The sequence below is a fragment of the Herbaspirillum sp. 1173 genome (assembly GCF_031455335.1).
Lineage (GTDB): Bacteria > Pseudomonadota > Gammaproteobacteria > Burkholderiales > Burkholderiaceae_D > Herbaspirillum > Herbaspirillum huttiense.
Map to the genome: position 1 here is coordinate 334,422 of NZ_JAVDSP010000005.1, position 20,325 is coordinate 354,746.

The 20,325-nt window shown below is 64.1% G+C and carries 18 protein-coding genes; 6 read left to right on the forward strand and 12 right to left on the reverse strand.

Annotation, left to right across the window (positions count from 1 at the left end; genetic code table 11):
* Nucleotides 1–54 precede the first annotated feature (54 nt).
* Nucleotides 55–2,670, reverse strand: a complete 2,616-nt coding sequence (locus tag J2X56_RS18285) for a filamentous hemagglutinin N-terminal domain-containing protein (RefSeq protein ID WP_310161498.1) — start codon at nucleotides 2,668–2,670, stop codon at nucleotides 55–57.
* Between the two features lie 199 nt (nucleotides 2,671–2,869).
* Between J2X56_RS18285 and J2X56_RS18290 the strand changes: the two genes are divergently transcribed.
* Nucleotides 2,870–4,576 carry a ShlB/FhaC/HecB family hemolysin secretion/activation protein gene (locus J2X56_RS18290; protein WP_310161501.1) on the forward strand — a complete coding sequence of 569 codons (1,707 nt, stop codon included), beginning with the start codon at nucleotides 2,870–2,872 and terminating at the stop codon, nucleotides 4,574–4,576.
* 42 nt (nucleotides 4,577–4,618) lie between these two features.
* Here the strand turns inward: J2X56_RS18290 and J2X56_RS18295 are convergent, their stop codons facing one another.
* Complete coding sequence (locus tag J2X56_RS18295; protein ID WP_166675113.1) at nucleotides 4,619–4,774, reverse strand: hypothetical protein; 156 nt, start codon at nucleotides 4,772–4,774, stop codon at nucleotides 4,619–4,621.
* A 309-nt stretch (nucleotides 4,775–5,083) separates the two neighbouring features.
* On the opposite strand from J2X56_RS18295, the gene J2X56_RS18300 reads away from it, so the two are divergent.
* Nucleotides 5,084–6,058, forward strand: a complete 975-nt coding sequence (locus J2X56_RS18300; protein WP_034339953.1) for a nitronate monooxygenase family protein — start codon at nucleotides 5,084–5,086, stop codon at nucleotides 6,056–6,058.
* 388 nt (nucleotides 6,059–6,446) lie between these two features.
* A complete protein-coding gene (locus J2X56_RS18305) occupies nucleotides 6,447–6,716 on the forward strand; it encodes a hypothetical protein (RefSeq protein ID WP_121041285.1) in 270 nt (89 codons plus the stop codon).
* 52 nt (nucleotides 6,717–6,768) lie between these two features.
* Here the strand turns inward: J2X56_RS18305 and J2X56_RS18310 are convergent, their stop codons facing one another.
* Nucleotides 6,769–7,464 (reverse strand): alpha/beta fold hydrolase, encoded by a 696-nt coding sequence (locus J2X56_RS18310; protein ID WP_034339948.1) that lies wholly within the window; start codon nucleotides 7,462–7,464, stop codon nucleotides 6,769–6,771.
* A 48-nt stretch (nucleotides 7,465–7,512) separates the two neighbouring features.
* Nucleotides 7,513–8,673 (reverse strand): MFS transporter, encoded by a 1,161-nt coding sequence (locus J2X56_RS18315; protein ID WP_121041288.1) that lies wholly within the window; start codon nucleotides 8,671–8,673, stop codon nucleotides 7,513–7,515.
* 266 nt (nucleotides 8,674–8,939) lie between these two features.
* Between J2X56_RS18315 and J2X56_RS18320 the strand changes: the two genes are divergently transcribed.
* Together J2X56_RS18320 and J2X56_RS18325 are read left to right on the forward strand one after the other, a co-directional pair.
* Nucleotides 8,940–9,539 (forward strand): HD-GYP domain-containing protein, encoded by a 600-nt coding sequence (locus J2X56_RS18320; protein ID WP_134134219.1) that lies wholly within the window; start codon nucleotides 8,940–8,942, stop codon nucleotides 9,537–9,539.
* A 74-nt stretch (nucleotides 9,540–9,613) separates the two neighbouring features.
* Complete coding sequence (locus tag J2X56_RS18325; protein WP_310161514.1) at nucleotides 9,614–10,849, forward strand: YbfB/YjiJ family MFS transporter; 1,236 nt, start codon at nucleotides 9,614–9,616, stop codon at nucleotides 10,847–10,849.
* 57 nt (nucleotides 10,850–10,906) lie between these two features.
* Here J2X56_RS18325 and hisC read toward each other — a convergent pair whose 3' ends face one another.
* From hisC to J2X56_RS18340, 3 genes are all read right to left on the reverse strand, one after another.
* Nucleotides 10,907–11,989 (reverse strand): histidinol-phosphate transaminase, encoded by a 1,083-nt coding sequence (gene hisC / locus J2X56_RS18330; RefSeq protein ID WP_039790211.1) that lies wholly within the window; start codon nucleotides 11,987–11,989, stop codon nucleotides 10,907–10,909.
* 84 nt (nucleotides 11,990–12,073) lie between these two features.
* Nucleotides 12,074–12,736 (reverse strand): helix-turn-helix transcriptional regulator, encoded by a 663-nt coding sequence (locus J2X56_RS18335; RefSeq protein ID WP_134134223.1) that lies wholly within the window; start codon nucleotides 12,734–12,736, stop codon nucleotides 12,074–12,076.
* A gap of 89 nt (nucleotides 12,737–12,825) precedes the next feature.
* Complete coding sequence (locus tag J2X56_RS18340) at nucleotides 12,826–13,500, reverse strand: Crp/Fnr family transcriptional regulator (protein WP_121041296.1); 675 nt, start codon at nucleotides 13,498–13,500, stop codon at nucleotides 12,826–12,828.
* A gap of 180 nt (nucleotides 13,501–13,680) precedes the next feature.
* Here J2X56_RS18340 and J2X56_RS18345 point away from each other — a divergent pair, with 180 nt between their 5' ends.
* Nucleotides 13,681–15,321, forward strand: a complete 1,641-nt coding sequence (locus tag J2X56_RS18345) for an acyl-CoA synthetase (RefSeq protein ID WP_310161519.1) — start codon at nucleotides 13,681–13,683, stop codon at nucleotides 15,319–15,321.
* 21 nt (nucleotides 15,322–15,342) lie between these two features.
* On the opposite strand, the gene J2X56_RS18350 is transcribed toward J2X56_RS18345, so the two are convergent.
* The 5 genes from J2X56_RS18350 to rarD form a co-directional block, all read right to left on the reverse strand.
* Nucleotides 15,343–15,936 (reverse strand): molybdopterin-dependent oxidoreductase, encoded by a 594-nt coding sequence (locus tag J2X56_RS18350; protein ID WP_121041300.1) that lies wholly within the window; start codon nucleotides 15,934–15,936, stop codon nucleotides 15,343–15,345.
* A gap of 147 nt (nucleotides 15,937–16,083) precedes the next feature.
* Complete coding sequence (locus J2X56_RS18355) at nucleotides 16,084–16,998, reverse strand: bile acid:sodium symporter family protein (RefSeq protein WP_088755427.1); 915 nt, start codon at nucleotides 16,996–16,998, stop codon at nucleotides 16,084–16,086.
* Between the two features lie 230 nt (nucleotides 16,999–17,228).
* Nucleotides 17,229–17,579 (reverse strand): YgdI/YgdR family lipoprotein, encoded by a 351-nt coding sequence (locus tag J2X56_RS18360; RefSeq protein ID WP_240733816.1) that lies wholly within the window; start codon nucleotides 17,577–17,579, stop codon nucleotides 17,229–17,231.
* Nucleotides 17,580–17,680: 101 nt separating this feature from the next.
* Nucleotides 17,681–19,348, reverse strand: coding sequence for an energy-dependent translational throttle protein EttA (gene ettA / locus J2X56_RS18365; RefSeq protein ID WP_039790218.1), 1,668 nt, complete (start codon nucleotides 19,346–19,348; stop codon nucleotides 17,681–17,683).
* Nucleotides 19,349–19,389: 41 nt separating this feature from the next.
* Nucleotides 19,390–20,286, reverse strand: coding sequence for an EamA family transporter RarD (gene rarD, locus J2X56_RS18370; RefSeq protein WP_310161529.1), 897 nt, complete (start codon nucleotides 20,284–20,286; stop codon nucleotides 19,390–19,392).
* Nucleotides 20,287–20,325: the final 39 nt, after the last annotated feature.

Below are 20,325 nucleotides of genomic sequence, written 5' to 3' on the forward strand. Positions count from 1 at the left end.
TCAAGCGGCTTGCTCCGCTCCTCCGCTAGCGCATCATCCAACTTGCGCTTGGCCTCATCCGCCTCCTTCGCCCGAATGTTCAGGAAGCTCCCCAACTCCCGCGTAAAGGCCCCCGCAATGGCCGTCCGATTCTCTATCTCCTCCTTGTCGAAGATCGGCTTGAGCGCATTGCTCCCCTCCTTGCTGCTGCTCACCTCCCGATTCACCGAGGCCACCGTCTGCTCGGCTGCTCGTCACATCCTGACCCGCCTGGATGTGGATGCTGTGGCCGCTGACCTGCGTGGCGACCTCCTTGCTACCGGTCACCACGGCGCGATTGATGCCGACTTCGCTGGTGCCGTGTGCACCGTTGGCGCGATCCACGAAGTTAGGCCCGGTCAAGCGACTGACCCAGTTGCCGCCGCCCTTGTCATCGGCCCAGCGGATCTCCTGCCGGAAATATTCCTGCACGACACCAAGACGCACATCCCGGCCCGCCGCCAACACGGCGTCACCCGAGGCGGCAATCACGGCAGCATCGGCCTGCAGGTCGCGGCCAGCAAGCAGCACCACGTCCTTGCCACTCACGCTGGCCACCTGATCGATATTGCGTCCCGTGGTGACGGCATTGGCAGTCGTGACGCTGGTACTGCGAAGCACGACATCCCGGCCCGCACTCAGCATCAGCTTGTCGTTGGCATCGATGACGCCACCGGCATTCTCGATATCACTCTGCGCCACAACGCGAACCGAGCCGCCCTCGATGCGCCCGCCGAGATTGCGGACGTTGTCCGCGCGCAGCGTCACACCCGATCGTGCGGCGATGGTGCCGCCGCGATTGAGGATACCGTGCGAGAACAGCTTGCCGCTGTTGTCCAGTGCATCGGCATCGATCTGGAGGGTGCTGCCGGCACCGACGTTTTTTTCGTTGGTGAATTTGCCGGTCACTTTCAGGGTCAGCGATTGGACTGCACTGAGCGTGCCGCGATTGTCGAGGGTAGCAGCCTTGAAGTCGGCACCGGCCCTGCTGCCCATGGTGCCAGCATTGGTGAGGGCGGCGCTTGCGCTGGCGTTGAGTGCCGCTTCCCCGATGAAGCGCCCCTGGTTTTCAATCGCTACCGCCTCGGCATCGAGTGTCCGTTTTGCTTCGATGCTGCCGCTGTTGAAGAGCCGTCCTGCTACCTGCAACTGGACCGATTCCTGTGCGGAATAAATATCTCCCCGATTGGTCAGGGTCGTGGCGCGTAGCTCAAGCCGGGCATTGCTGCCGATCTTGCCGCTGTTGTCCAGCATGTTGCGTATACGCAGTGCGAGCGTGGCGGGAGTGAGCACGCTGCCGGTGTTCTCCAGCGTGACCGCAGCAAGCGTAACGCCGGTATCCCCTAGCAGGCTGCCTGCATTGCGTATCGAACCGCTACTCTGCACGCGGGTGTCGCCTGTGCTCCCGATGCGTCCCGTGCCGGTGTTTTCCAGTGTCCCGACTTCAAGGAGGGTGCTGTCCCTGGCGCCCAAGCTACCCTGGTTGATGAGCGCTCCGGTGGTGCGTATCTGGAGCTGCCGGCTGGCGTCAAGCGTGCCGGCATTGTCCAGTGCAGTGGCGTGGATGCGCAGCGTGCTTTCGGAGCCCATCGTGCCGCTGCCGGCGTTGCTCACCGCTCCGGCGGCAGCGATCACGGTGTCGCCCCGTGCGGCCAGCGTCCCGGTGTTTTCCAAGTGGCCGGCTGCCGTCACGACCAGCTGTCCTTCAGTGGCCGTGAGCGTGCCGCCGTTGTGCACGCCCACGCCATGTTCGGTAGCACTCAAGTAGATGTGGCCGGCATACATGCCGCCGAGCGCTGCCACATCGATGGCGCGCACCGGCGCACCATCGGTGGCGCTCTGGTCCGGCGTGACCTGCGCGTGATCAGCACTGACCGTATTGAGCCCGGTGGTGAGCCGGATCTGTTTGGCCCGCAGCTCCGCATGTACGCGCACTGCACGGGCGATGACGTCGGCATACGCGGTGTCATTGGCTTGCAAGCCCAGCCCCTCAAAGCTGATCACGCCGCTGTTGACGCGATAGCTTTCCAGGTTGCCCTGCCGGATGACGGGCGTGCCGGTGGTCATGGTGGCGTGTTGGGCGTTGATGAAACCGCAGCCCGCGCAGGTGATGCCGGCAGGGTTGGCGATGATCACCTGCGCCGGGTTGCCTGCCACCTCGATGAAGCCGCGCAGGTAGCTGGGGTCCGTTGCATTGACCTGGTTGACGATGATCTGTGCGCCACCGCCCGGCATCCATGGATTGCCGGCGATATAGCCGCCCAGTTCGGACTTGCTGGAGCCACCCGCGTTATTGAGGATGACTCCGCGTCCATCCACATCAAAACGCCGGTAGCTGTTGACCGACAGGCCCTTGGCGTTGGGCTGCCGGATGTTCACCACGGGCACGCCGTTGGCGGCCTTGAGCACCATCGGCTGCTCTTCGCGCGGCGCGTTGCGGTCTGCCAGGATCTGCGCATGTGCCACGCTTTGCCACGTCAGTGCCAGGGCCAAGACCAGCGTGCAGAACTTCCACGATGCCGGTGCCACCACACCGGCAGCCCCGCATGCCATCGGTGACCTCTGGCCGCTGATGGTGGACGCGGTTTCCGCGACCGCCATCAGCATGCCGCGATGACGGTTGAAGACCAATTGATAGCACTGACGGTTCATGGATCGCCCCTTTTGCGAGATCGACCCGGACCGGATGCCTCATCGATTCGAGGCGCAGTCTATTTTTTTAGAGCGGATTAAAAAATCAGAAAAGTCTGATTTATGTGCAGACGATAAAAAGAGAAATTGCGATCTCCCCAATTTTTGAATGATCGCGACACGCGTGCCCGGTGTTGTTTTGCTCGCTGACCATTTCCTTATGAATCGCTACCACCTCCTTTCTCCGCTGCTGCTCGGCGCGCTCTGCCTCCCGCTCTACAGCGCAGCACAATCTCCCGGCATCCAGCAAGAACAACTGCAGCGCGAACGAGAGCGCGTCTTGCGCGAGGCCCTCGAGCAAGCGCCCGATGTGCTCACGCTGGGCCTGCCCCCTCCCGGTTCCACGTCGTTGGACTACCCCGAGGACGAACAACCTTGCAGCCGCATCGACACGATCATCATGGAAGGAGATTCTGCGGAGCGCTTCCGGCCCGCCCTGGGCACGGTGATGAAGGCGGCCGGGGGGGGTGGTGCCACCGGCCGCTGCCTGGGCAGCCAGGGTCTGCAAATCCTGCTGGCGCGCGTGCAGGCCGACATCATCGCGCGCGGCTACACCACCACCCGCGTGCTGGCGCAGCCGCAGGATCTCTCCACGGGCAGGCTGATCCTCACGGTGATTGCCGGCAGGCTGCGCAAGGTGCGCATGGCCGAGGGAGCGGACACGCGCGGCAATGCTGTCACGGCACTGCCGCTGTCTGAGGGAGAGCTGCTCGACTTGCGCGCCATCGAGCAAGGATTGGAAAACCTCAGGCGCGTGCCGACAGCAGAGGCTGACATCGAGATCACGCCCTCGGAAGAATCCGACGCGCAAGCCGGCGACAGCGATCTGGTCGTGCAATACCGGCAGGCCTTTCCGTTCCGCGTGTCAGCCTCGCTGGACGATGGCGGTGCGCGCACCACTGGCCGCTATCAGGCAGGCGTGACGGTGGCCTATGACAACTGGTGGACGCTCAATGATCTCTTCTACGCCAGTCTCACGCGCAGCCTGGGGCGCTATGGGGATCGCGGCAGCCGCAGCCATACCGTGCATTATTCGCTGCCCTTCGGCTACTGGCTGCTCTCGGCGACGCTCTCGGGCAGCCGTTATCACCAGACGGTGGAGGGCGCCTTTGAACCGGTGGTCTACAGCGGCCATGCCGAAACGAGCGAAGTCAAACTGTCGCGCCTCCTGCGACGCAATGCCACCAGCAAGAGCCATGTCGCAGCCCGGCTGTTGCTGCGCAAGTCCTTCAATTTCGTCGACCAGATCCCGCTGGCGCCGCAACAGCGCAGGATGACGGCATGGGAATGGAGCGTGAATCACCGCCACTTCATCGGACCGGCCGTGGCCGAGATCAACCTGAGCCATCGCCGTGCACTGGACCGGCAAGGCCGTGCGCCCGAGGACGAACTCGACCTGCCGCAGATCACCACGCGCTATGGACTGTGGCTGGCGGACGCGGCGATCCATGCGCCCTTCACGCTGGGCACGGCGCGTTTACGTTACAACGCAACGGCGCGCGCCCAATGGAACCGGGGCAAGCTGCCGGCGCAGGATCAGTTCGCCATCGGGGGACGCTATACCGTGCGTGGCTTTGATGGCGACATGAACTTGCAGGCCGAGCGCGGCTGGCTGCTGCGCAATGAGTTGTCCTGGGGGATGGGAGAAGGCGGGCAGGAAGTCTACGCCGGCGTCGATACCGGCGCGGTAGCGGGACCACTGACGCAAAGCCTGAGCGGGCGCCGCTTGAGCGGTGCCGTATTGGGCTGGCGTGGCAACGTGGACAAGCTCGGCATGGAGCTCTTCATCGCTGCGCCACTGACCAGGCCACAGGGATTCCCCACCGGTACGCTGACCGGCGGGTTCAGCCTGCAATGGTCGTATTGAATGAAGAAAATGCGGCGCAGGATGGCTGGCAGCCGCCGCGCTTCACTGCTGGCGATAACGCCGCAGGCCGCGCACCGGCAGCTTGTCCGATTCGATGAGCGCCTTTTTCAGTGCACGCTTGTGCAGCAGCGCGCCCCCAATCAGTGCGACGGCGGCCAGGACGATGATGAGGACATTGACGAGATCAAAGTGTTGCATGATTCCCCCCTACGGCTAATAACGATAGATAGATGGAACGCGGGCATGACCCTTCCGGCTGAGCCGGTCCGCAAGACGCCCCCGGTAGCGCCCTGCGTGGCCTGTTTTTATTGCAGGCTTGTGGAAAACATAGCACGCATGAAGGGAAGACAGTAAATCATATAAATAATTTCCTGAATATTTCACCTTGGCGCAACAAAAAGCACGACCGTTATATTTTGTCGCTTTTTGTCCTATAATCGCCGGACAAAAGCGGCATGGGGTCCAGCCCTGTTGCCTTGAGATAATGACAACCCAAGAGAGACGACCATGCCACCAGCCCCTGCTTACCCCAAAGCATTGCAAGATCTGCGCCTGCCCATCATCTGCTCGCCCATGTTCATCGCCAGCGGCCCGGCGCTGGTGGCAGCCCAGTGCAAGGCCGGGCTGGTCGGATCGTTTCCTGCCCTCAACGCGCGCCCGGCCGAGCTGCTCGACACCTGGCTGACCCAGCTGCAGGACGAGCTTGCCCAATGGCAAGCGGAACACCCGCAACGCAAGGCGGGACCGATCGCGGTCAACCAGATCGTGCACCAGTCCAATGACCGCCTGGCCCAGGACGTGGCCACCTGCGTGAAGCACCAGGTGCCCATCATCATCTCCAGCCTGCGCGCGCCGCCCAAGGAAATGCTGGATGCGGTCCACAGCTATGGCGGCATCGTGCTGCATGACGTGATCTCGCTGCGCCATGCCGAGAAGGCCCTGGAAGCCGGTGTCGATGGCCTGATCCTGGTGGCCGCCGGTGCGGGTGGCCATGCAGGTACGCTCTCGCCCTTCGCGCTGGTGGGTGAAGTGCGCAAGATGTTCAAGGGACCGCTGGCCCTGTCCGGATCCATCGCCACGGGCGATGCGGTGCTGGCAGCGCAGGCCATGGGCGCGGACTTCGCCTACATGGGCTCGCGCTGGCTGGCCACGCGTGAATCCAACGTCGACGACGCCTACCGCCAGGCCATCGTGGAGTCGACCGCCGCCGATGTGGTCTACACCAACCTCTTTACCGGCGTGCACGGCAACTACCTGAAGAAGTCCATCGTCAATGCCGGCCTCGATCCGGACAACCTGCCCGAAGCCGACAAGACCAAGATGAACTTCGGTTCCGGCGGCGGCAGCAAGGCCAAGGCATGGCGCGATATCTGGGGCGCAGGCCAGGGCGTGGGATTGATGGAAGATGTGCCGACCGTGGCCGAAATGGTGGATCGGCTGGAAGAGGAATATCGCGCCGCGCGTGCGCGACTGTCGCTGTGAGGCGACGCTTTTGCAGTAACGGATGAGCTTCACGCCATCATGAGCGGCGTGAAAAACTAAGTAAAAGGCGGACCGCTACCCGGGTCCGCCTTTTTTTTCATGCGCGGCCATTCACAGCAAATGGGGAACGCAGCCAGTCCTGGCGCGTCCAAGCGGGCATCTGCTCTTTTCTTTCCGCGCCTTGTGCGCCGGCTTGTACGAATTGTCTGTCGGACAAAATCTTATTTTTCATCTCACTTTGTAACTCGCGGCACTTCTGTTGTGAGGCCCGGTCGTACTTGTTCGCTTCATGCAGATGCAAGGCGTGATGATGCGCTGTGGCCACTCTCACACGGCATCGCCCTGCGGCAAAAGAAGAGTCAACCATTCAATTGCGAGGACCACCACCATGACCAGCTTCCTGAGAACCAGAAAAGACCGTCACCCCAAACATGACAAGCCGCGCCTGCCGCATGAGCATGACCAGCATGCGGACCGCCAGGACGCCGCCAACAGCGGCCATGCCGTCGAGCGCCCCGAGATTCGCCAGGCATATGACGATATCCGCAAGGGCCAGGTCGATACCGACCTGCGCGGCACGGGCGGACTGGATGAAATGAACAAACGGCCCGGCAGCCGCTCGGCCGAAGCGCCCCGCAAAGAGCGCGACGAGGGCTGAAGCCCGCTTCAAGTCCTGCCGCGCCGGCCCCGGACTGGCCGACGCGCAGGCTTCACAGACCGGATTGCACGATCCAGTCAGAGATGATCCCGAACAATTCCTGCGGCTTTTCCATCGGCGTCATGTGACCGCAGTCACCGATGATCTCCAGGCGCGAGTGCGGTATCTGGCGCGCCATCTCTTCCGATTCCTCCACACTGCGCAGCTTGTCTTCGTCACTGCTGACGATGAGCACCGGGCATTGCAGCCGTTGCAGATCCTCGGCGTTGCTGTCGCGCAGGGTCTGCAGCTGCCGCAGGAACACGTCCTTGCCATTGGCCAGGGCCATGGCCTGCAGCCGGTCCAGCAGGCCGCGATCGGTGCTGCGCGCCGGATGCAGCGAAGAGGCCAGTGCGCGCGATGTCAGCCCCTTGAAGGGGGTGCGCCGGGCCAGCTCGATCTGCGCCAGCGTGCCCGCCGATTCGCGCTCGGTCTGCGGGCGCGATGAGGTATTGAGCAAACCCAGGCCCAGCACGCGTTCCGGTGCCTTGAGCGCAATGGCTTGCGCCACGAAGCCCCCCATCGAAAATCCGAACAGCACGAAGCGCTCCGGCGCCTGGCGCAGCACGGCGTCGGCCATGGCCTGGATGCCGATATCCTGGCCGAGGTCGCCGAAAGTCAGTGTACCCAGCGTGGACAGATCGGCCTGCATGTCATCCCACAGGTGGGCATTGAGCATGAAGCCCGGCAGCAGGACCAGATTGCGCATCGTATTTTTTCCTTGCATCAGAGGTAGTAGAAGTGAAAAGCGGAGGCCTTACTGCAGCCACTGCGCACGGCGGCTGGACCCGGCCATGGCCAGGCACAGGACGCCCAGCAAGGCCAGTGCAGCCTGCAATCCCCAGCCATGGGCGAGGAAGCCGAACACCGGCGGGCCAATCAGGCTGCCGCTGTAGCCCAGCGTGGCCACCGCCGCCAGGGCGCTGGAACCGTGCCGTCCGGCGGCACTGAAGACGAACGGGAAGACCGCGGCCACGCCGGTCCCGGCGATGGCAAAGCCGAGAATGGCCAGCGTCATGCCGGGTGCCGCCACGGCCAGGGCGATGCCGAGGCTCGCGATGAGCGTACCGACCCACACCACGCGGCGCGCGTCATAGCGGGCCTTGAGACGGTCGCCGATCATGCGCATGATGAGCATCATCCCGGCGAAGGCAGCATAGGCCAGGGGCGTGGCACCATCGCTGGCACCGATATGATCCTTCATGTAGATGCCGCTCCAGTCGGCCACCGAACCTTCGACGATGGCGCCGCAGAACGCGATCACGCCCAGTACCACCAGATGTCCGTGCGGCAGCGCGAAGAGCTTGCGTGCTGGATCGTGCTCGGGGCGGTCATCGGGCAGCGCTTCATAGCAGGCGTAGAGCGGATAGAGGAACAGCGCGGCCACCAGCAGGAAGTGCCAGATCGGTGCGATGCCCATGCCCGCCACGCCACTGGCGGCGAGCGCACCGGAGAAGGTGCCCACGCAGAACCAGCCATGCAGCATGGACATGATGGGCCGGCCGGCGTCGCGTTCGGCCTGTGCGCCCAGCGCATTGATGGCGACGTCGAAGCAGCTGGACGCCGCTCCATAGAGCGTGCAGATCAGCATCAGCGAGGCCACGTTCGGTGCCAGTCCCAGCAAGGGCAGCGACACCAGCAGAGCCAGCCCCGCGTAGAGCGTGCTGTGGCGCGCACCGTAATGGCCGGTGATCCACGCGGCCAGCGGGAAGGAGCCGACCGCGCCGATGCCGCCACACAGCAGCACCAGCGCCAGCGTGGCCGCATCGAGCTGCAGATGGTCCCGGATGGCGGGAATGCGTGCCGCCCAGGTGGAAAACACCACGCCCAGCAACAGGAAGAAGAGCGGGATGGCAAACTTGCGCCAGATCAGGCGCAGGGCAGAAGACGGGCGGGAAGTGGACAGCTTTGTTGTCATCGATCAGTCAGGAATGTAAACTGCGCAGAATCATTTCTTTCCTGAAATGAGTTTCAATATTGCAGACCGCTATTATCCGACAACCGGGAAAACGCATGCACATGCGTCGTCGGACCAACGGGTCGGGGCTTCCCCAAGAGGGGCTCATTCAGAGAAAAGGAACCGGCAAAGGTTCACGGCAGGTGCATCGCCTGTCACCCTCCATCGAGCAACACCTCTGAGCGACCGTGCACGCTGCCAGCGGCTGCAATCACGCAGGGACAGGAATGCCAGTTTCAGAACCGAACAAGATCTACCAGGAAGTCATCGATGCATTGATCGCCCTGCATCGGCTCACTGACGGCTATACGCCCAATCACGAAGACCAGACCGCCGAGCTGGCGGTGATGATCGGCCGTCATCTGGCCCTGCCGGCCGAGCGCATCGACGTGCTGCACATGGCCGCTCAAGTGCACGACATCGGCAAAGCCAGGATACCGCTCGATTTGCTGACCAAACCCGGCCGCATTACCGCTGACGAATACGGCGTGCTCAAGACCCACGTGCAGTTCGGTTACGAGATCTTGAACAAGATCAGCTTCCCCTTCAACCTGGCCGAGATCGTCTGGTGCCATCACGAGTACCTCGATGGCAGCGGCTATCCGCGCGGCATCGGCGGCGATGCGCTGCCGCTGGAGGCGCGCATCCTGACCGTGGCTGACATCGTCGAGTCGATGTCGGCCGACCGGCCCTACCGCAAGTCGCTGGGCATGGCGGTAGCGCTGGAAGAAATCCAGCGCCAGAGCGGGACGCGCCTCGATCCCGTGGTGGTGGATGCCTGCCTGCACGTGGTGCAGCAGCACAACTGGCGGCCGGTCACCAACTAGCCCGGCGCAGCGGTTTGACCGCTTCGGCTACACTGGCACCACACCACAACAAGACCGCCAGGAGACGCCATTCCATGCCCCCGCACGCCGCGCATGCGCCCTCGCCTTTCATCCTGCGCCACCCCATCCTGACCGCCCTGGCCCTGTCGCTGGGCACGGCCGTGGCGCTGGGGGTGGCGCGTTTCTCCTATGCCCTGCTGCTGGCACCCATGCGCAGCGACCTCGGCTGGCCTTACCTCATCGCCGGCGGCATGAATACCGGCAATGCCTTGGGCTACCTGCTGGGCGCGCTGCTGACGCCGCGCCTGATGCGCCGCTATCAGGCGCACCGCGTGCTGATCGCGGGCGCCTTCGCCACCGCCCTGCTGTCCTTCCTGCCGGCGCTGACCACGGACACGCTGCTGCAATTGCTGCTGCGGATAGTAACGGGTGTGACCAGTGCGCTCATCTTCGTCTCGGGCGGATTGCTGGTGAGCCGGCTGGCGGCATTGCATGCGCAGCGCGCCGGCCTGCTGCTGGGCTTGTATTACGGCGGTACCGGGATCGGCATCGTGGCCGCGTCGCTGCTGGTGCCACCGGTGATGGAGGCCGCAGCCGCCCGGGGTGCGCCCCATCCGTGGCAATGGGCGTGGATTCTGCTGGGTACGCTGGCGCTGGTGGCCAGCCTGATCATGACGCTGCCCGCGCGGCTGATGCCGACCTCGCCGGCGCAGGCGGCAGGAGGCGGGACCTGGCGTGCGCGCAGTTTGTTGTTCGGGCTGACCGGTTATTTATTCTTCGGGCTCGGGTACATCGGCTACATGACCTTCGTCATCGCCTTGCTGAAGGAAGAAGGGATGGCACCGGCGCGCATCACGCTGTTCTTTGCGCTGCTGGGCGCGGCGACCTTTGCGTCTTCACGCATCTGGGCACGCATGCTGGACAGCTTCCGGGGCGGGCAATCGCTGGCCATCCTCAATGGCCTGCTGTGCCTGGCCACGCTGCTGCCGGCCATGACGGACGCGCCGGTGGCGGTGTTTGCCTCAGGGCTGCTGTTTGGCGGCTGCTTCCTGTCGGCCGTGGCGTCGACCACGGCCATGGTGCGTCACAACCTCCCGCCATCGGACTGGCCAGCCGGCATCAGCGCCTTCACCATCATCTTTGCCGTGGGGCAGATCATCGGCCCGTCCATCGTCGGATGGATCGCCGATGGTGCCGGCGGCCTGCAACGCGGCTTGACGTTTTCTGCACTGATGCTGCTGGCGGGGGCGCTGGTGGCGTGGCGGCAAAGGCCGCTGGGCGCGGGCGAGGGACGCACCGCAGGCGTCTGACGTTTTCTGCACATCGGGCCGCGCGGCCAACACCGGCGCGGCCCGCAGAGGGGATACTTACTGCTGGCCGAGATGGCGGCGCAATGCCTCCACCAGGGTGCCGCAATCCTCATCGGTGCCGATGGTGATGCGCAGGAACTGCTTGATGCGCTCGCTCTTGAAGTGGCGCACGATGATGCCATCGCTGCGCAAGGCAGCGGCCAGCTCGGCGGCATCGCGCTGCGGATGGCGGGCGAAGACGAAGTTGGCCGCCGAAGGCAGCACCTCGAAGCCCAGTGCTTCCAGCTGCGCCACCAGTGCGGTGCGGCTGGCGATGACCATGTCGCAGGTCTTGCGGAAATAGTCCTCGTCCTCGATGGCGGCGGTGGCACCGGCAATGGCGGGGCGGTCCAGCGGATAGGAGTTGAAGCTGTTCTTGACGCGTTCCAGCGCATCGATCAGGTCGGCATGGCCGACTGCGAAACCGACCCGCATGCCGGCCAATGCGCGCGACTTGGAGAAGGTCTGCACCACCAGCAGGTTGGGATAGCGCTGCACCAGCGGGATGGCGCTCTCGCCGCCGAAATCGATATAAGCTTCATCGACCACCACCACGCGCTCCGGATTGCCCTGCAGGATGCGCTCCACTTCGTCCAATCCAAGCAGGCAGCCGGTCGGCGCATTGGGATTGGGGAAGATGATGCCGCCGATGGCATCGCCATGGCCGAGGTAATCCTCGGTGCGCAGGGTGAAATCTTCGGCCAGCGGCACGGCGCGATAGTCAACCTGGTACAGGCCGGCATAGGTCGGATAGAAGCTGTAGGTGATATCCGGGAACAGGATGGGCTTGCCATGTTGCAGCAGGGCCTGGAAGGCGTGCGCCAGCACTTCGTCGGAGCCGTTGCCCACGAACACCTCGCGCGCGCTGATACCGTCTGCGGCATGGCGGCGGGCGATGGCCAGCTTCAGCGGTTCGGCGTCGGGATTGGGGTACAGGCGCAGGTTGTCGCTGACCTCGCGGGCGATGGCCTGCAGGGCCAGCGGCGACGGGCCATACGGGCTCTCGTTGGTATTGAGCTTGACCAGGCGCGCGATCTTGGGTTGTTCGCCGGGGGTGTAGGGCGTCAGGCGGCTGACGATGGGACTCCAGAACTTGCTCATGAGAAATCAGCCCGGACCGGGCCACACAGAATTGAGGGAAAGCGCAGATGGTAGCAAACTTGCCGCCACCCGGCCGCAGACGCTTCAGAAATAAGGGCGGTAGCGCGGCTGGCGGGCCGGGTCATCCTGCGCAGCAACGGCCGGACGGGGATGGCTGCTCAGCAGCGACAGGGCGCGGCCGGCAATCTCGGGCGGCAGGCCGATCAGGTCCTGGCAGGCGCGCTGCAGGGCCGACAGCGAGGCAAACCCGGCTGCGGCGGGACTGGCACCGGCATCTTCCATCCGCGCCAGTTGCGCCAGCACCCAGGCCACGCGCTGCTCGCGCACCAGGCTGCGCAATGACTCGCCCTCGGCAAACAGCAAGGCACGCAGGCGGGCAGTGGAGATCTGCCACTGACCTGCGATGCGCTCGGCGCACCAGTCGGCGCTGGGCTGCGCAAAGATGGCGGCGGCAAGGCGGCGGGCGTGGGGCTTGCTGGTGTCGGCGGCGCGTTCCATGTCGGCGCTGGCCTGTGCCTCCAGCGCCAGCGACCAGACTGCGGGGCGCATGCCTTGTGCCGTCACGCGCGGATGCGCGAGGCAGGAAAAACGCACGAAGGGCGGCACCGTGAAGCTTTCGCCCTCCTGCAGCTCTACCGCTACGCCCCCGCTCTTCAAGGTGGCCGCCCCCTTCCAGACCCGCACGCGCGCCGGGGCGGCGAACCGCAGTTCACGCAGCAGCAGGTGATGATGGGTGATGATGGCCATGGATGAATCGATGCAGTGTCAACGCCGGAATGTTCGCCCGATCTTAAGCCGGTAGCCTGCGCCTGACTGTCATCGTGGTGACAGGCCGCTCACAGCGAGGCCATGCCGAAGGCGCGCAAGCCATCGAGGTCGACCACGCGAATGCTCTGGTAGGAAATCTCCACCAGCCCCAGCTCGGCCAGGTGGCGCATGGCCTGGTTCACGCGCTGGCGCGACAATCCGGTCAAGAGGCCAATCTCTTCCTGCGACAGTTCCAGCACCTTGGAAGTACGCGGATACAGCATCGGATGAAACAGCTGTGCAATGGCCTGCGCCACACGGGCGTCAACATCAAGCAGGCGTTCGTTCTGGACCGTGGCGATGAACTGGCCCATGCGTTCGTTCAACTGGCCGATGACGAAGGCGTTGAAGGGCAGGCTCTCGGCCATGAGGCGGTGGAAGGTATCGGCCGGCACCAGCAGGATCTGTGACGCCCGGATGGCGATGACGTCATAGCGGCGCGGCTCGCGCTTGATGACGCTGCCCTCGCCGCACCAGCCGCCCTCGGGTACGCCCGAGAGCGTACTGCTGCGGCCATCGATGTTGTAGACGGCCAGCTTGATCAAGCCCTCATGGACGCCGATCCAGTATTGCGAGAGTTCGCCGCGCCGGGCCACGAAGGCATCGGCCGACAAGCGCGTCAACTGGGTGGTGGCGGCGGCCAGCGCACGATGTTCGCCAGCCAGTGCGGCGAACCAGTCGTATTGCTGCAGAAGCTGCGCCATCGGGCTGCTCATGGGATCGTCAGAGAGGGAAGGAAACGGCAAACATTGTCGCATGTCAGCCTTGTCGTCGTGATGACAAAGCGCAAGACAGCTTCGGTGCTACCCTAGTGCAGAAAATAACAGGCGGCTGATAAAAAATGCACAGGCCGCGCCCCTCATCCCCGCCGCAAGGAGACAGACATGGCAGATTTCGACACCGGCCTTGGCCGCAACGCCGCCAATTACGCGGCCCTCACCCCCATCGATTTCATCGCGCGCGCCGCCGCCGTCTATGGCCAGCGTCCCGCCATCATTCACGGCGCATTGCGCCAGGACTGGGACCAGACCTATCGCCGCACGCGCCGCCTGGCCAGCGCCCTGCAGCGTCTGGGCATCGGCAAGAACGACACCGTCTCGGCCATGCTGCCCAATACCCCGGCGATGGTGGAGGCGCACTTCGGTGTGCCCATGGCCGGTGCGGTATTGAATGCCCTCAACATCCGGCTCGATGCCGAATCCATCGTCTTCATGCTGCGCCATGGCGAAGCCAAGGTGCTGCTGATCGACAGCGAATTCGCCGCGCTGGCGCAGCAGTTGCGCACGCAATTGCCGGCGCTCAAAATCGTCGAGGTGTTCGACGTGCTGGGTCCGCCGCCGGTGCCCGGCGAGCGTTTCGGCCATCTGGAATACGAAGCCCTGCTGGCCGATGGCGATGAAAATTTCGAATGGCAATGGCCCGCCGACGAGTGGGATGCGATTGCGCTGAATTACACCTCCGGCACCACCGGCGACCCCAAGGGCGTGGTCTATCACCATCGCGGCGCGGCCCTGAATGCGGTCTCCAACATCCTCGAATGGGATCTGCCCAAGCATCCGGTCTACCTGTGGACGCTGCCCATGTTCCATTGCAATGGCTGGTGCTTCCCGTGGACCGTGGCCGCCCGCGCAGGCGTGAACGTATGCCTGCGCAAGTTCGACCCCAAGCTGGTGTTCGACCTGATCGCCGAACATGGCATCACGCATTACTGCGCCGCGCCCATCGTGCATGCGGCGCTGGCCAATGCCCCCGAGGGCTGGCGCGCCGGCATCCGCGGTCCGGTCAAGGCGATGGTGGCCGGTGCGCCGCCGCCAGCGGCCGTGCTGGCCAAGATGGAGGCGATGCAGTTCGAGCTGACCCACGTGTATGGACTCACCGAAGTCTATGGACCGGCAGCCGTGTGTGCGGAACAGGATGAATGGAACGCGCTGTCGGTGGATCAACGCGCGGTGCAGAAATCTCGCCAGGGCGTGCGCTATCACCTGCAGAGCGGAGTGACGGTGCTCTCGCCGGACACCATGGAACCGGTGGCCGCCGATGGCGAGGAGATCGGCGAGATCATGTTCCGCGGCAACATCTGCATGAAGGGTTACCTGAAGAACGACAAGGCCACGCAGGAAGCCTTTGCCGGGGGCTGGTTCCATACCGGTGATCTGGGCGTGATGAACGCGGACGGCTACATCAAGATCAAGGACCGCAGCAAGGACATCATCATCTCCGGCGGGGAAAACATTTCCAGCGTGGAAGTGGAAGACGTGCTCTACCGCCATCCGGCCGTGCTGGCCGCAGCGGTAGTAGCGCAACCGGATGAGAAATGGGGAGAGACGCCCTGCGCCTTCGTCGAACTCAAGGACGGGGCCAACATCGATGCGGCCGAACTGACCGAATTCTGCCGGGGCCATCTGGCCGGTTTCAAGGTACCCAAGGCGATCTACTTCGGTCCGCTGCCCAAGACGTCCACCGGCAAGATCCAGAAGTTCGAACTGCGCAAGCGCATGAAGTCGGACAGTGTCATCAACGTCTGAGGCGCTGTCCTGCGCATCTCGTCAGGCCTTGCGCACGGCGATGTGATACAGCCCCCACGGGCATTGGCCGAAGCGCTCCGGCAAGGGGCGCGCGCTCATCTCGGGGAAGCTGTCGGCGTCATATACGGCCCACAGCGGACCGAGTCCACCCAGCGGGATGGGCTTGCCATCCAGATGGGTGGCGATGATGAAGCGGTACTTGGCGATATCTTCCGCCGAGACCAGCACCGCGTAGCCATCGACGGCGCGCAGGGCACAGTTCTGCACAGTGGCGGGACCTCCGACGGCGCGCAAGACTTCCGAGAGCAGCGGACCGCGCAGGCTGTGGCGGCGGCCATCGTATTCCAGCGTGGGACGGATCTCCACCGAAGGCAGCGCGGCGAGCGCGGCAAAATCGAAGGTGTGGGCACGGTCGAACGCCAGCTTCTGCTTGGCCATCATCTGGTCCAGCGCCGGATCGAGCGGGCCGCGATTGGCCTTGCTGATGTCGCCGGTCACCGTGAGCAATACCGGACCTGCGGCAGCACCGGACTTCTTGTCGGCAGCCAATGCAGGCAGGGCCACGGGTGCGGCCAGCAGCGAGGCACCGAGGCCGAGGAACTTGCGTTTTTGCATGGAAAACCCTCCTGATGGAGATGGATGGGACGTGCGGTGATGGCGGATTGTAATCAGTTTTTGCGCTTCGCTGCGCACCAACGACAACGGCCCGCCTCAAGGCGAAGCGGGCCGTTGGATTCAGCGCTGCATCATTGCAACTGCGCTTCAGTCACGTGGCGGACGGCCACGCCAGTAACCGGCCAGCAGCGACCCGGAGAGGTTGTGCCACACCGAGAACAGTGCGCCCGGCAAGGCCGCCACCGGCGTGAAATACAGCTTGCCCAGGGCGGCCGCCAAACCGGAATTCTGCATCCCGACTTCGATGGCCAGCGTGCGGCAGACTGCTTCGTCGAAGCCCAGCAGGCGGCCACCCCAGTAGCCACCCAGCAAACCCAGGCCGTTGTGCAGGATCACGCCCACCAGCACCACCAGGCCGACCGAAGCGATGCTGGCCTGGCTGCCCGCAACCACCGCCGAGATGATCAGCAGGATGGCCACCATCGACACCAGCGACAGGTAGGGCTCGATGCGGCGGATCAGCTTGCCCGCGAACAGGTTCAGCACCAGGCCGACCGCAATGGGCACCACCACGATCTGCACGATCGACATCAGCATGGCGTGGGCGTCGAAGTGGATGGAGGCATCCACGTAGAGCTCGGTCAGCATCGGCGTGGCGAACACCGACACCAGCGCGGAGAGCGTGGAGATCGTCACCGACAGGGCCACATCGCCGCGCGAGAGATAGATCATCACGTTGGAGGCAGTGCCGGAGGCGACGCTGCCCACCAGCACCATGCCGGCGGTGAGGTCAGGCGGCATGCGCAGTACCTTGGCGATGACCCAGGCAGCCAGCGGCATGACCAGGTAGTGCAGGATGATGCCGGCAGCCACCGGTGCGGGGCGCTTGATGATGCGCTTGAAGTCGTCCACCGTGAGCGTGACGCCCATGGTCAGCATGATGAGCGTCAACAGCTGGGTGATGTATTTGCCGATGGGCGTGAAGGTCGGCGGTGAGAAGTAGGCAGCGGCGGAAAGCAGCAGCGCCCACACGGGAAAGAGGCGGGTGATGGTGGCAAGCATGGCAATGGATGAATGATGAATACAGGCCCGTGCATGAAGACGATCATGCCGGGATGGCGCGTTTGTTATGTTCATTGCGCGGATGACGCACACTGCGGCGGAGAGGCTTCGTGCACCAGGTCCGGTGCCGGCCTCTTCTCTATCCTCGATCACGCGCCTTGTGGGCGCGGCAAGGGCGTGATTCTACCCGCGCAGGCCGATTCCTGCCGGCTCCCGGGCCGTGGGACGGCCTACTGGCGAATAAGATCACATTTGAAACTAAGCATCACCTTGGGTGGCATCACGCCGATCACGCCTTCCGAACGTTCGCTGCCGATGATGCGCGCACGGCGGCCCTGCTGACGGCACCAGTCATCGGCCTGCTGCAGACCCTGTACCGCGACGCCGTCGTTGCCGTGCCAGCGTGAACTGGCCACCAGCAGGTAGGTGTCCTTGTCGATCTGCGTGACCGGTTGCGAGGAGGCGCAGCCGGCCAGTGCGGCCACCATCGCAAGGGACAGCGTCGGCATCAGGCGGATTGTCATCGGGGCTCCCTTAGTCTTGTGATCCACGATGGTAGCCAGCGCGATGGGTGGCGTCATGCGTCCCTACAACTCTTTACCTCCGACGACGTTCCGCTGCACGGACGAAAAAAAACGCCGCTGAAGCCAGCGGCGTTTTCTCGACCATCTCAGTCAAGCCATCAACGCGTAACCGGTTTGTAACGGATACGCTTGGGCTTGGCGGCTTCTTCGCCGAGGCGCTTCTTCTTGTCGGCTTCGTATTCCTGATAGTTGCCGTCGAAGAAGGTGACCTGCGAATCGCCTTCGAAGGCGATGATGTGGGTGGCGATACGGTCCAGGAACCAGCGATCGTGGGAGATCACCAGCACGGTGCCGGCAAATTCCAGCAGCGCATCTTCCAGGGCGCGCAGAGTTTCCACGTCGAGGTCGTTGGACGGTTCGTCCAGCAGCAGGACGTTGCCGCCCTGCAGCAGGGTCTTGGCCAGGTGCAGGCGGCCGCGCTCACCGCCGGACAGGTTGCCGACCACCTTCTGCTGGTCGCCGCCCTTGAAGTTGAAGCGGCCCAGGTAGGCGCGCGAGGGCATTTCGAAACGGCCCACGGTGAGGATGTCGGCACCGCCCGAGACATCTTCAAAGACCGTCTTCTTGTTGCCCAGGTCTTCACGCGACTGGTCCACCAGCGACACCTTGACGGTGGGGCCCAGCACCAGTTCGCCGCTGTCCGGCGTTTCACGGCCGGCCAGCATGCGGAACAGGGTCGATTTACCGGCCCCGTTGGGACCGATGATGCCGACGATGGCACCGGCCGGAATCTTGAAGTTCAGGTTGTCGATCAGCAGGCGGTCGCCATAGCCCTTGCTGACGTTCTTGAATTCGATGACTTCATTGCCCAGGCGCTCGGCCACGGGAATGAAGATTTCCTGGGTCTCGTTGCGCTTCTGGTATTCGTATTCGGAGAGCTCGTTGAAGCGGGCCAGACGCGCCTTGCTCTTGGCCTGGCGGCCCTTGGGGTTCTGGCGCACCCACTCCAGTTCCTTGGCGATGGTCTTCTGGCGGGCCGATTCGCTGGCCTCTTCCTGCTTGAGGCGGGCTTCCTTCTGTTCCAGCCAGGAGCTGTAGTTGCCCTTCCAGGGGATGCCGTGGCCGCGGTCCAGTTCCAGGATCCATTCGGCGGCGTTGTCGAGGAAGTAGCGATCGTGGGTGATGGCCACCACGGTGCCGGGGAAGCGTTGCAGGAACTGCTCCAGCCAGTCCACCGATTCGGCGTCCAGGTGGTTGGTCGGTTCGTCCAGCAGCAGCATGTCGGGCTTGGAGAGCAGCAGCTTGCACAGCGCCACGCGGCGCTTTTCGCCACCGGAGAGCACGCCGATCTTGGCGTCCCAGGGCGGCAGGCGCAGGGCGTCAGCGGCCATTTCCAGCTGCTGGTTCAGGCTGTTGCCGTCAGCGGCGGCGATGATGGCTTCCAGGCGCGCCTGTTCGGTGGCGAGGGCGTCGAAGTCGGCGTCTTCTTCTGCATAGGCGGCATAGACCGCGTCCAGCTTGGCCTGGGCTTCGAAGACTTCGCCCAGGGCGCTTTCGACTTCCTGGCGCACGGTCTTCTCGGCGTCGAGCTGGGGTTCCTGCGGCAGGTAGCCGATGTTCAGGTTGGGCATCGGGATGGCTTCACCCTCGATTTCCTTGTCGATGCCGGCCATGATCTTGAGCAGGGTGGACTTGCCCGAGCCGTTCAGGCCGAGCACGCCGATCTTGGCGCCGGGGAAGAAGGACAGCGAGATGTCCTTGAGGATCTGCCGCTTCGGCGGCACGATCTTGCCGACGCGGTTCATGGTAAAGACGTATTGAGCCATGGTATGAGTTGCCAGTGAGAGGGAAACGATAGGAGGCGGCGTCAGGCGCCGCCGGCGCTGGGCTCTGCCGAGCTTTGCGCGCGGGTGCGCAGGTAGCGCCACAAGCCTTCGGCGGAGTATACCGCGAGCGCCACCCAGATCACGCAAAAGCCGATGGCGCGCGCCCCGGTGAAGGGCTCGCCGTAGATCAGCACGCCGCCCAGCAGCTGGATGGTAGGCGAAATGTATTGCATCAGGCCCAGCATCGACAAGGGGATGCGGCGCGCGCCATGGGCAAAGAGCAGCAGCGGCACCGCCGTGATCGGGCCGGACAGGGCCAGCAGGATCTTGGCTGTGGTCGATGCATGGGTGAAGGCATTGTTGTCACGCAAGGTATCCACGCCCAGGATGGCCAGCACCAGCGGCAGCATCAGCAAGGTTTCCAGCGACAGGCCTTCAAGCGCGCCCAGGTGCGCGGTCTTGCGCAGCAGGCCATAGAAGGCGAAGGTCAGCGCGATCAGCAGCGAGATCCACGGCAGGCTGCCGTTGGCGAAGGTCAGCCAGATCACGGCACCGAGTGCCAGGAAGACCGCCAGCCATTGCAGGGGACGCATGCGTTCCTTCAGGATCAGGTAGCCCATGAAGACGCTCATGAGCGGGCTCATGAAGTAGCCCAGGCTGGTATCGACGATGCGCCCGGCGTTGACGGCCCAGACATACAGGGTCCAGTTGCCGGTCAGCAGCAGGGCCGAGAGCAGGAAGCCCAGCACCACCATGGGCCGCTTGATGACCTCGCCCACCCAGCGCCATTGCCGCCGCCAGGCCAGCACGGCCACCAGGAACACGCAGGACCAGAAGAGGCGATGCACGACGATATCGAAGGAGGGAATCTCCTTGAGCAACTTGAAATACAGCGGGAACAGGCCCCACAGGACGGAGGCGCAAACGGCGTGAAGCATGGCAAGGCAATGGAATCGGAAGCCGGACCTGTGCGCGGC

Excerpts from the sequence above, each read along its gene's own strand:
- J2X56_RS18285 (WP_310161498.1), bottom strand. The coding sequence starts at position 2,670 with ATGAACCGTCAGTGCTATCAATTGGTCTTCAACCGTCATCGCGGCATG.
- J2X56_RS18290 (WP_310161501.1), top strand. The coding sequence starts at position 2,870 with ATGAATCGCTACCACCTCCTTTCTCCGCTGCTGCTCGGCGCGCTCTGC.
- J2X56_RS18295 (WP_166675113.1), bottom strand. The coding sequence starts at position 4,774 with ATGCAACACTTTGATCTCGTCAATGTCCTCATCATCGTCCTGGCCGCC.
- J2X56_RS18300 (WP_034339953.1), top strand. The coding sequence starts at position 5,084 with ATGCCACCAGCCCCTGCTTACCCCAAAGCATTGCAAGATCTGCGCCTG.
- J2X56_RS18305 (WP_121041285.1), top strand. The coding sequence starts at position 6,447 with ATGACCAGCTTCCTGAGAACCAGAAAAGACCGTCACCCCAAACATGAC.
- J2X56_RS18310 (WP_034339948.1), bottom strand. The coding sequence starts at position 7,464 with ATGCGCAATCTGGTCCTGCTGCCGGGCTTCATGCTCAATGCCCACCTG.
- J2X56_RS18315 (WP_121041288.1), bottom strand. The coding sequence starts at position 8,673 with ATGACAACAAAGCTGTCCACTTCCCGCCCGTCTTCTGCCCTGCGCCTG.
- J2X56_RS18320 (WP_134134219.1), top strand. The coding sequence starts at position 8,940 with ATGCCAGTTTCAGAACCGAACAAGATCTACCAGGAAGTCATCGATGCA.
- J2X56_RS18325 (WP_310161514.1), top strand. The coding sequence starts at position 9,614 with ATGCCCCCGCACGCCGCGCATGCGCCCTCGCCTTTCATCCTGCGCCAC.
- hisC (WP_039790211.1), bottom strand. The coding sequence starts at position 11,989 with ATGAGCAAGTTCTGGAGTCCCATCGTCAGCCGCCTGACGCCCTACACC.
- J2X56_RS18335 (WP_134134223.1), bottom strand. The coding sequence starts at position 12,736 with ATGGCCATCATCACCCATCATCACCTGCTGCTGCGTGAACTGCGGTTC.
- J2X56_RS18340 (WP_121041296.1), bottom strand. The coding sequence starts at position 13,500 with ATGGCGCAGCTTCTGCAGCAATACGACTGGTTCGCCGCACTGGCTGGC.
- J2X56_RS18345 (WP_310161519.1), top strand. The coding sequence starts at position 13,681 with ATGGCAGATTTCGACACCGGCCTTGGCCGCAACGCCGCCAATTACGCG.
- J2X56_RS18350 (WP_121041300.1), bottom strand. The coding sequence starts at position 15,936 with ATGCAAAAACGCAAGTTCCTCGGCCTCGGTGCCTCGCTGCTGGCCGCA.
- J2X56_RS18355 (WP_088755427.1), bottom strand. The coding sequence starts at position 16,998 with ATGCTTGCCACCATCACCCGCCTCTTTCCCGTGTGGGCGCTGCTGCTT.
- J2X56_RS18360 (WP_240733816.1), bottom strand. The coding sequence starts at position 17,579 with ATGACGCCACCCATCGCGCTGGCTACCATCGTGGATCACAAGACTAAG.
- ettA (WP_039790218.1), bottom strand. The coding sequence starts at position 19,348 with ATGGCTCAATACGTCTTTACCATGAACCGCGTCGGCAAGATCGTGCCG.
- rarD (WP_310161529.1), bottom strand. The coding sequence starts at position 20,286 with ATGCTTCACGCCGTTTGCGCCTCCGTCCTGTGGGGCCTGTTCCCGCTG.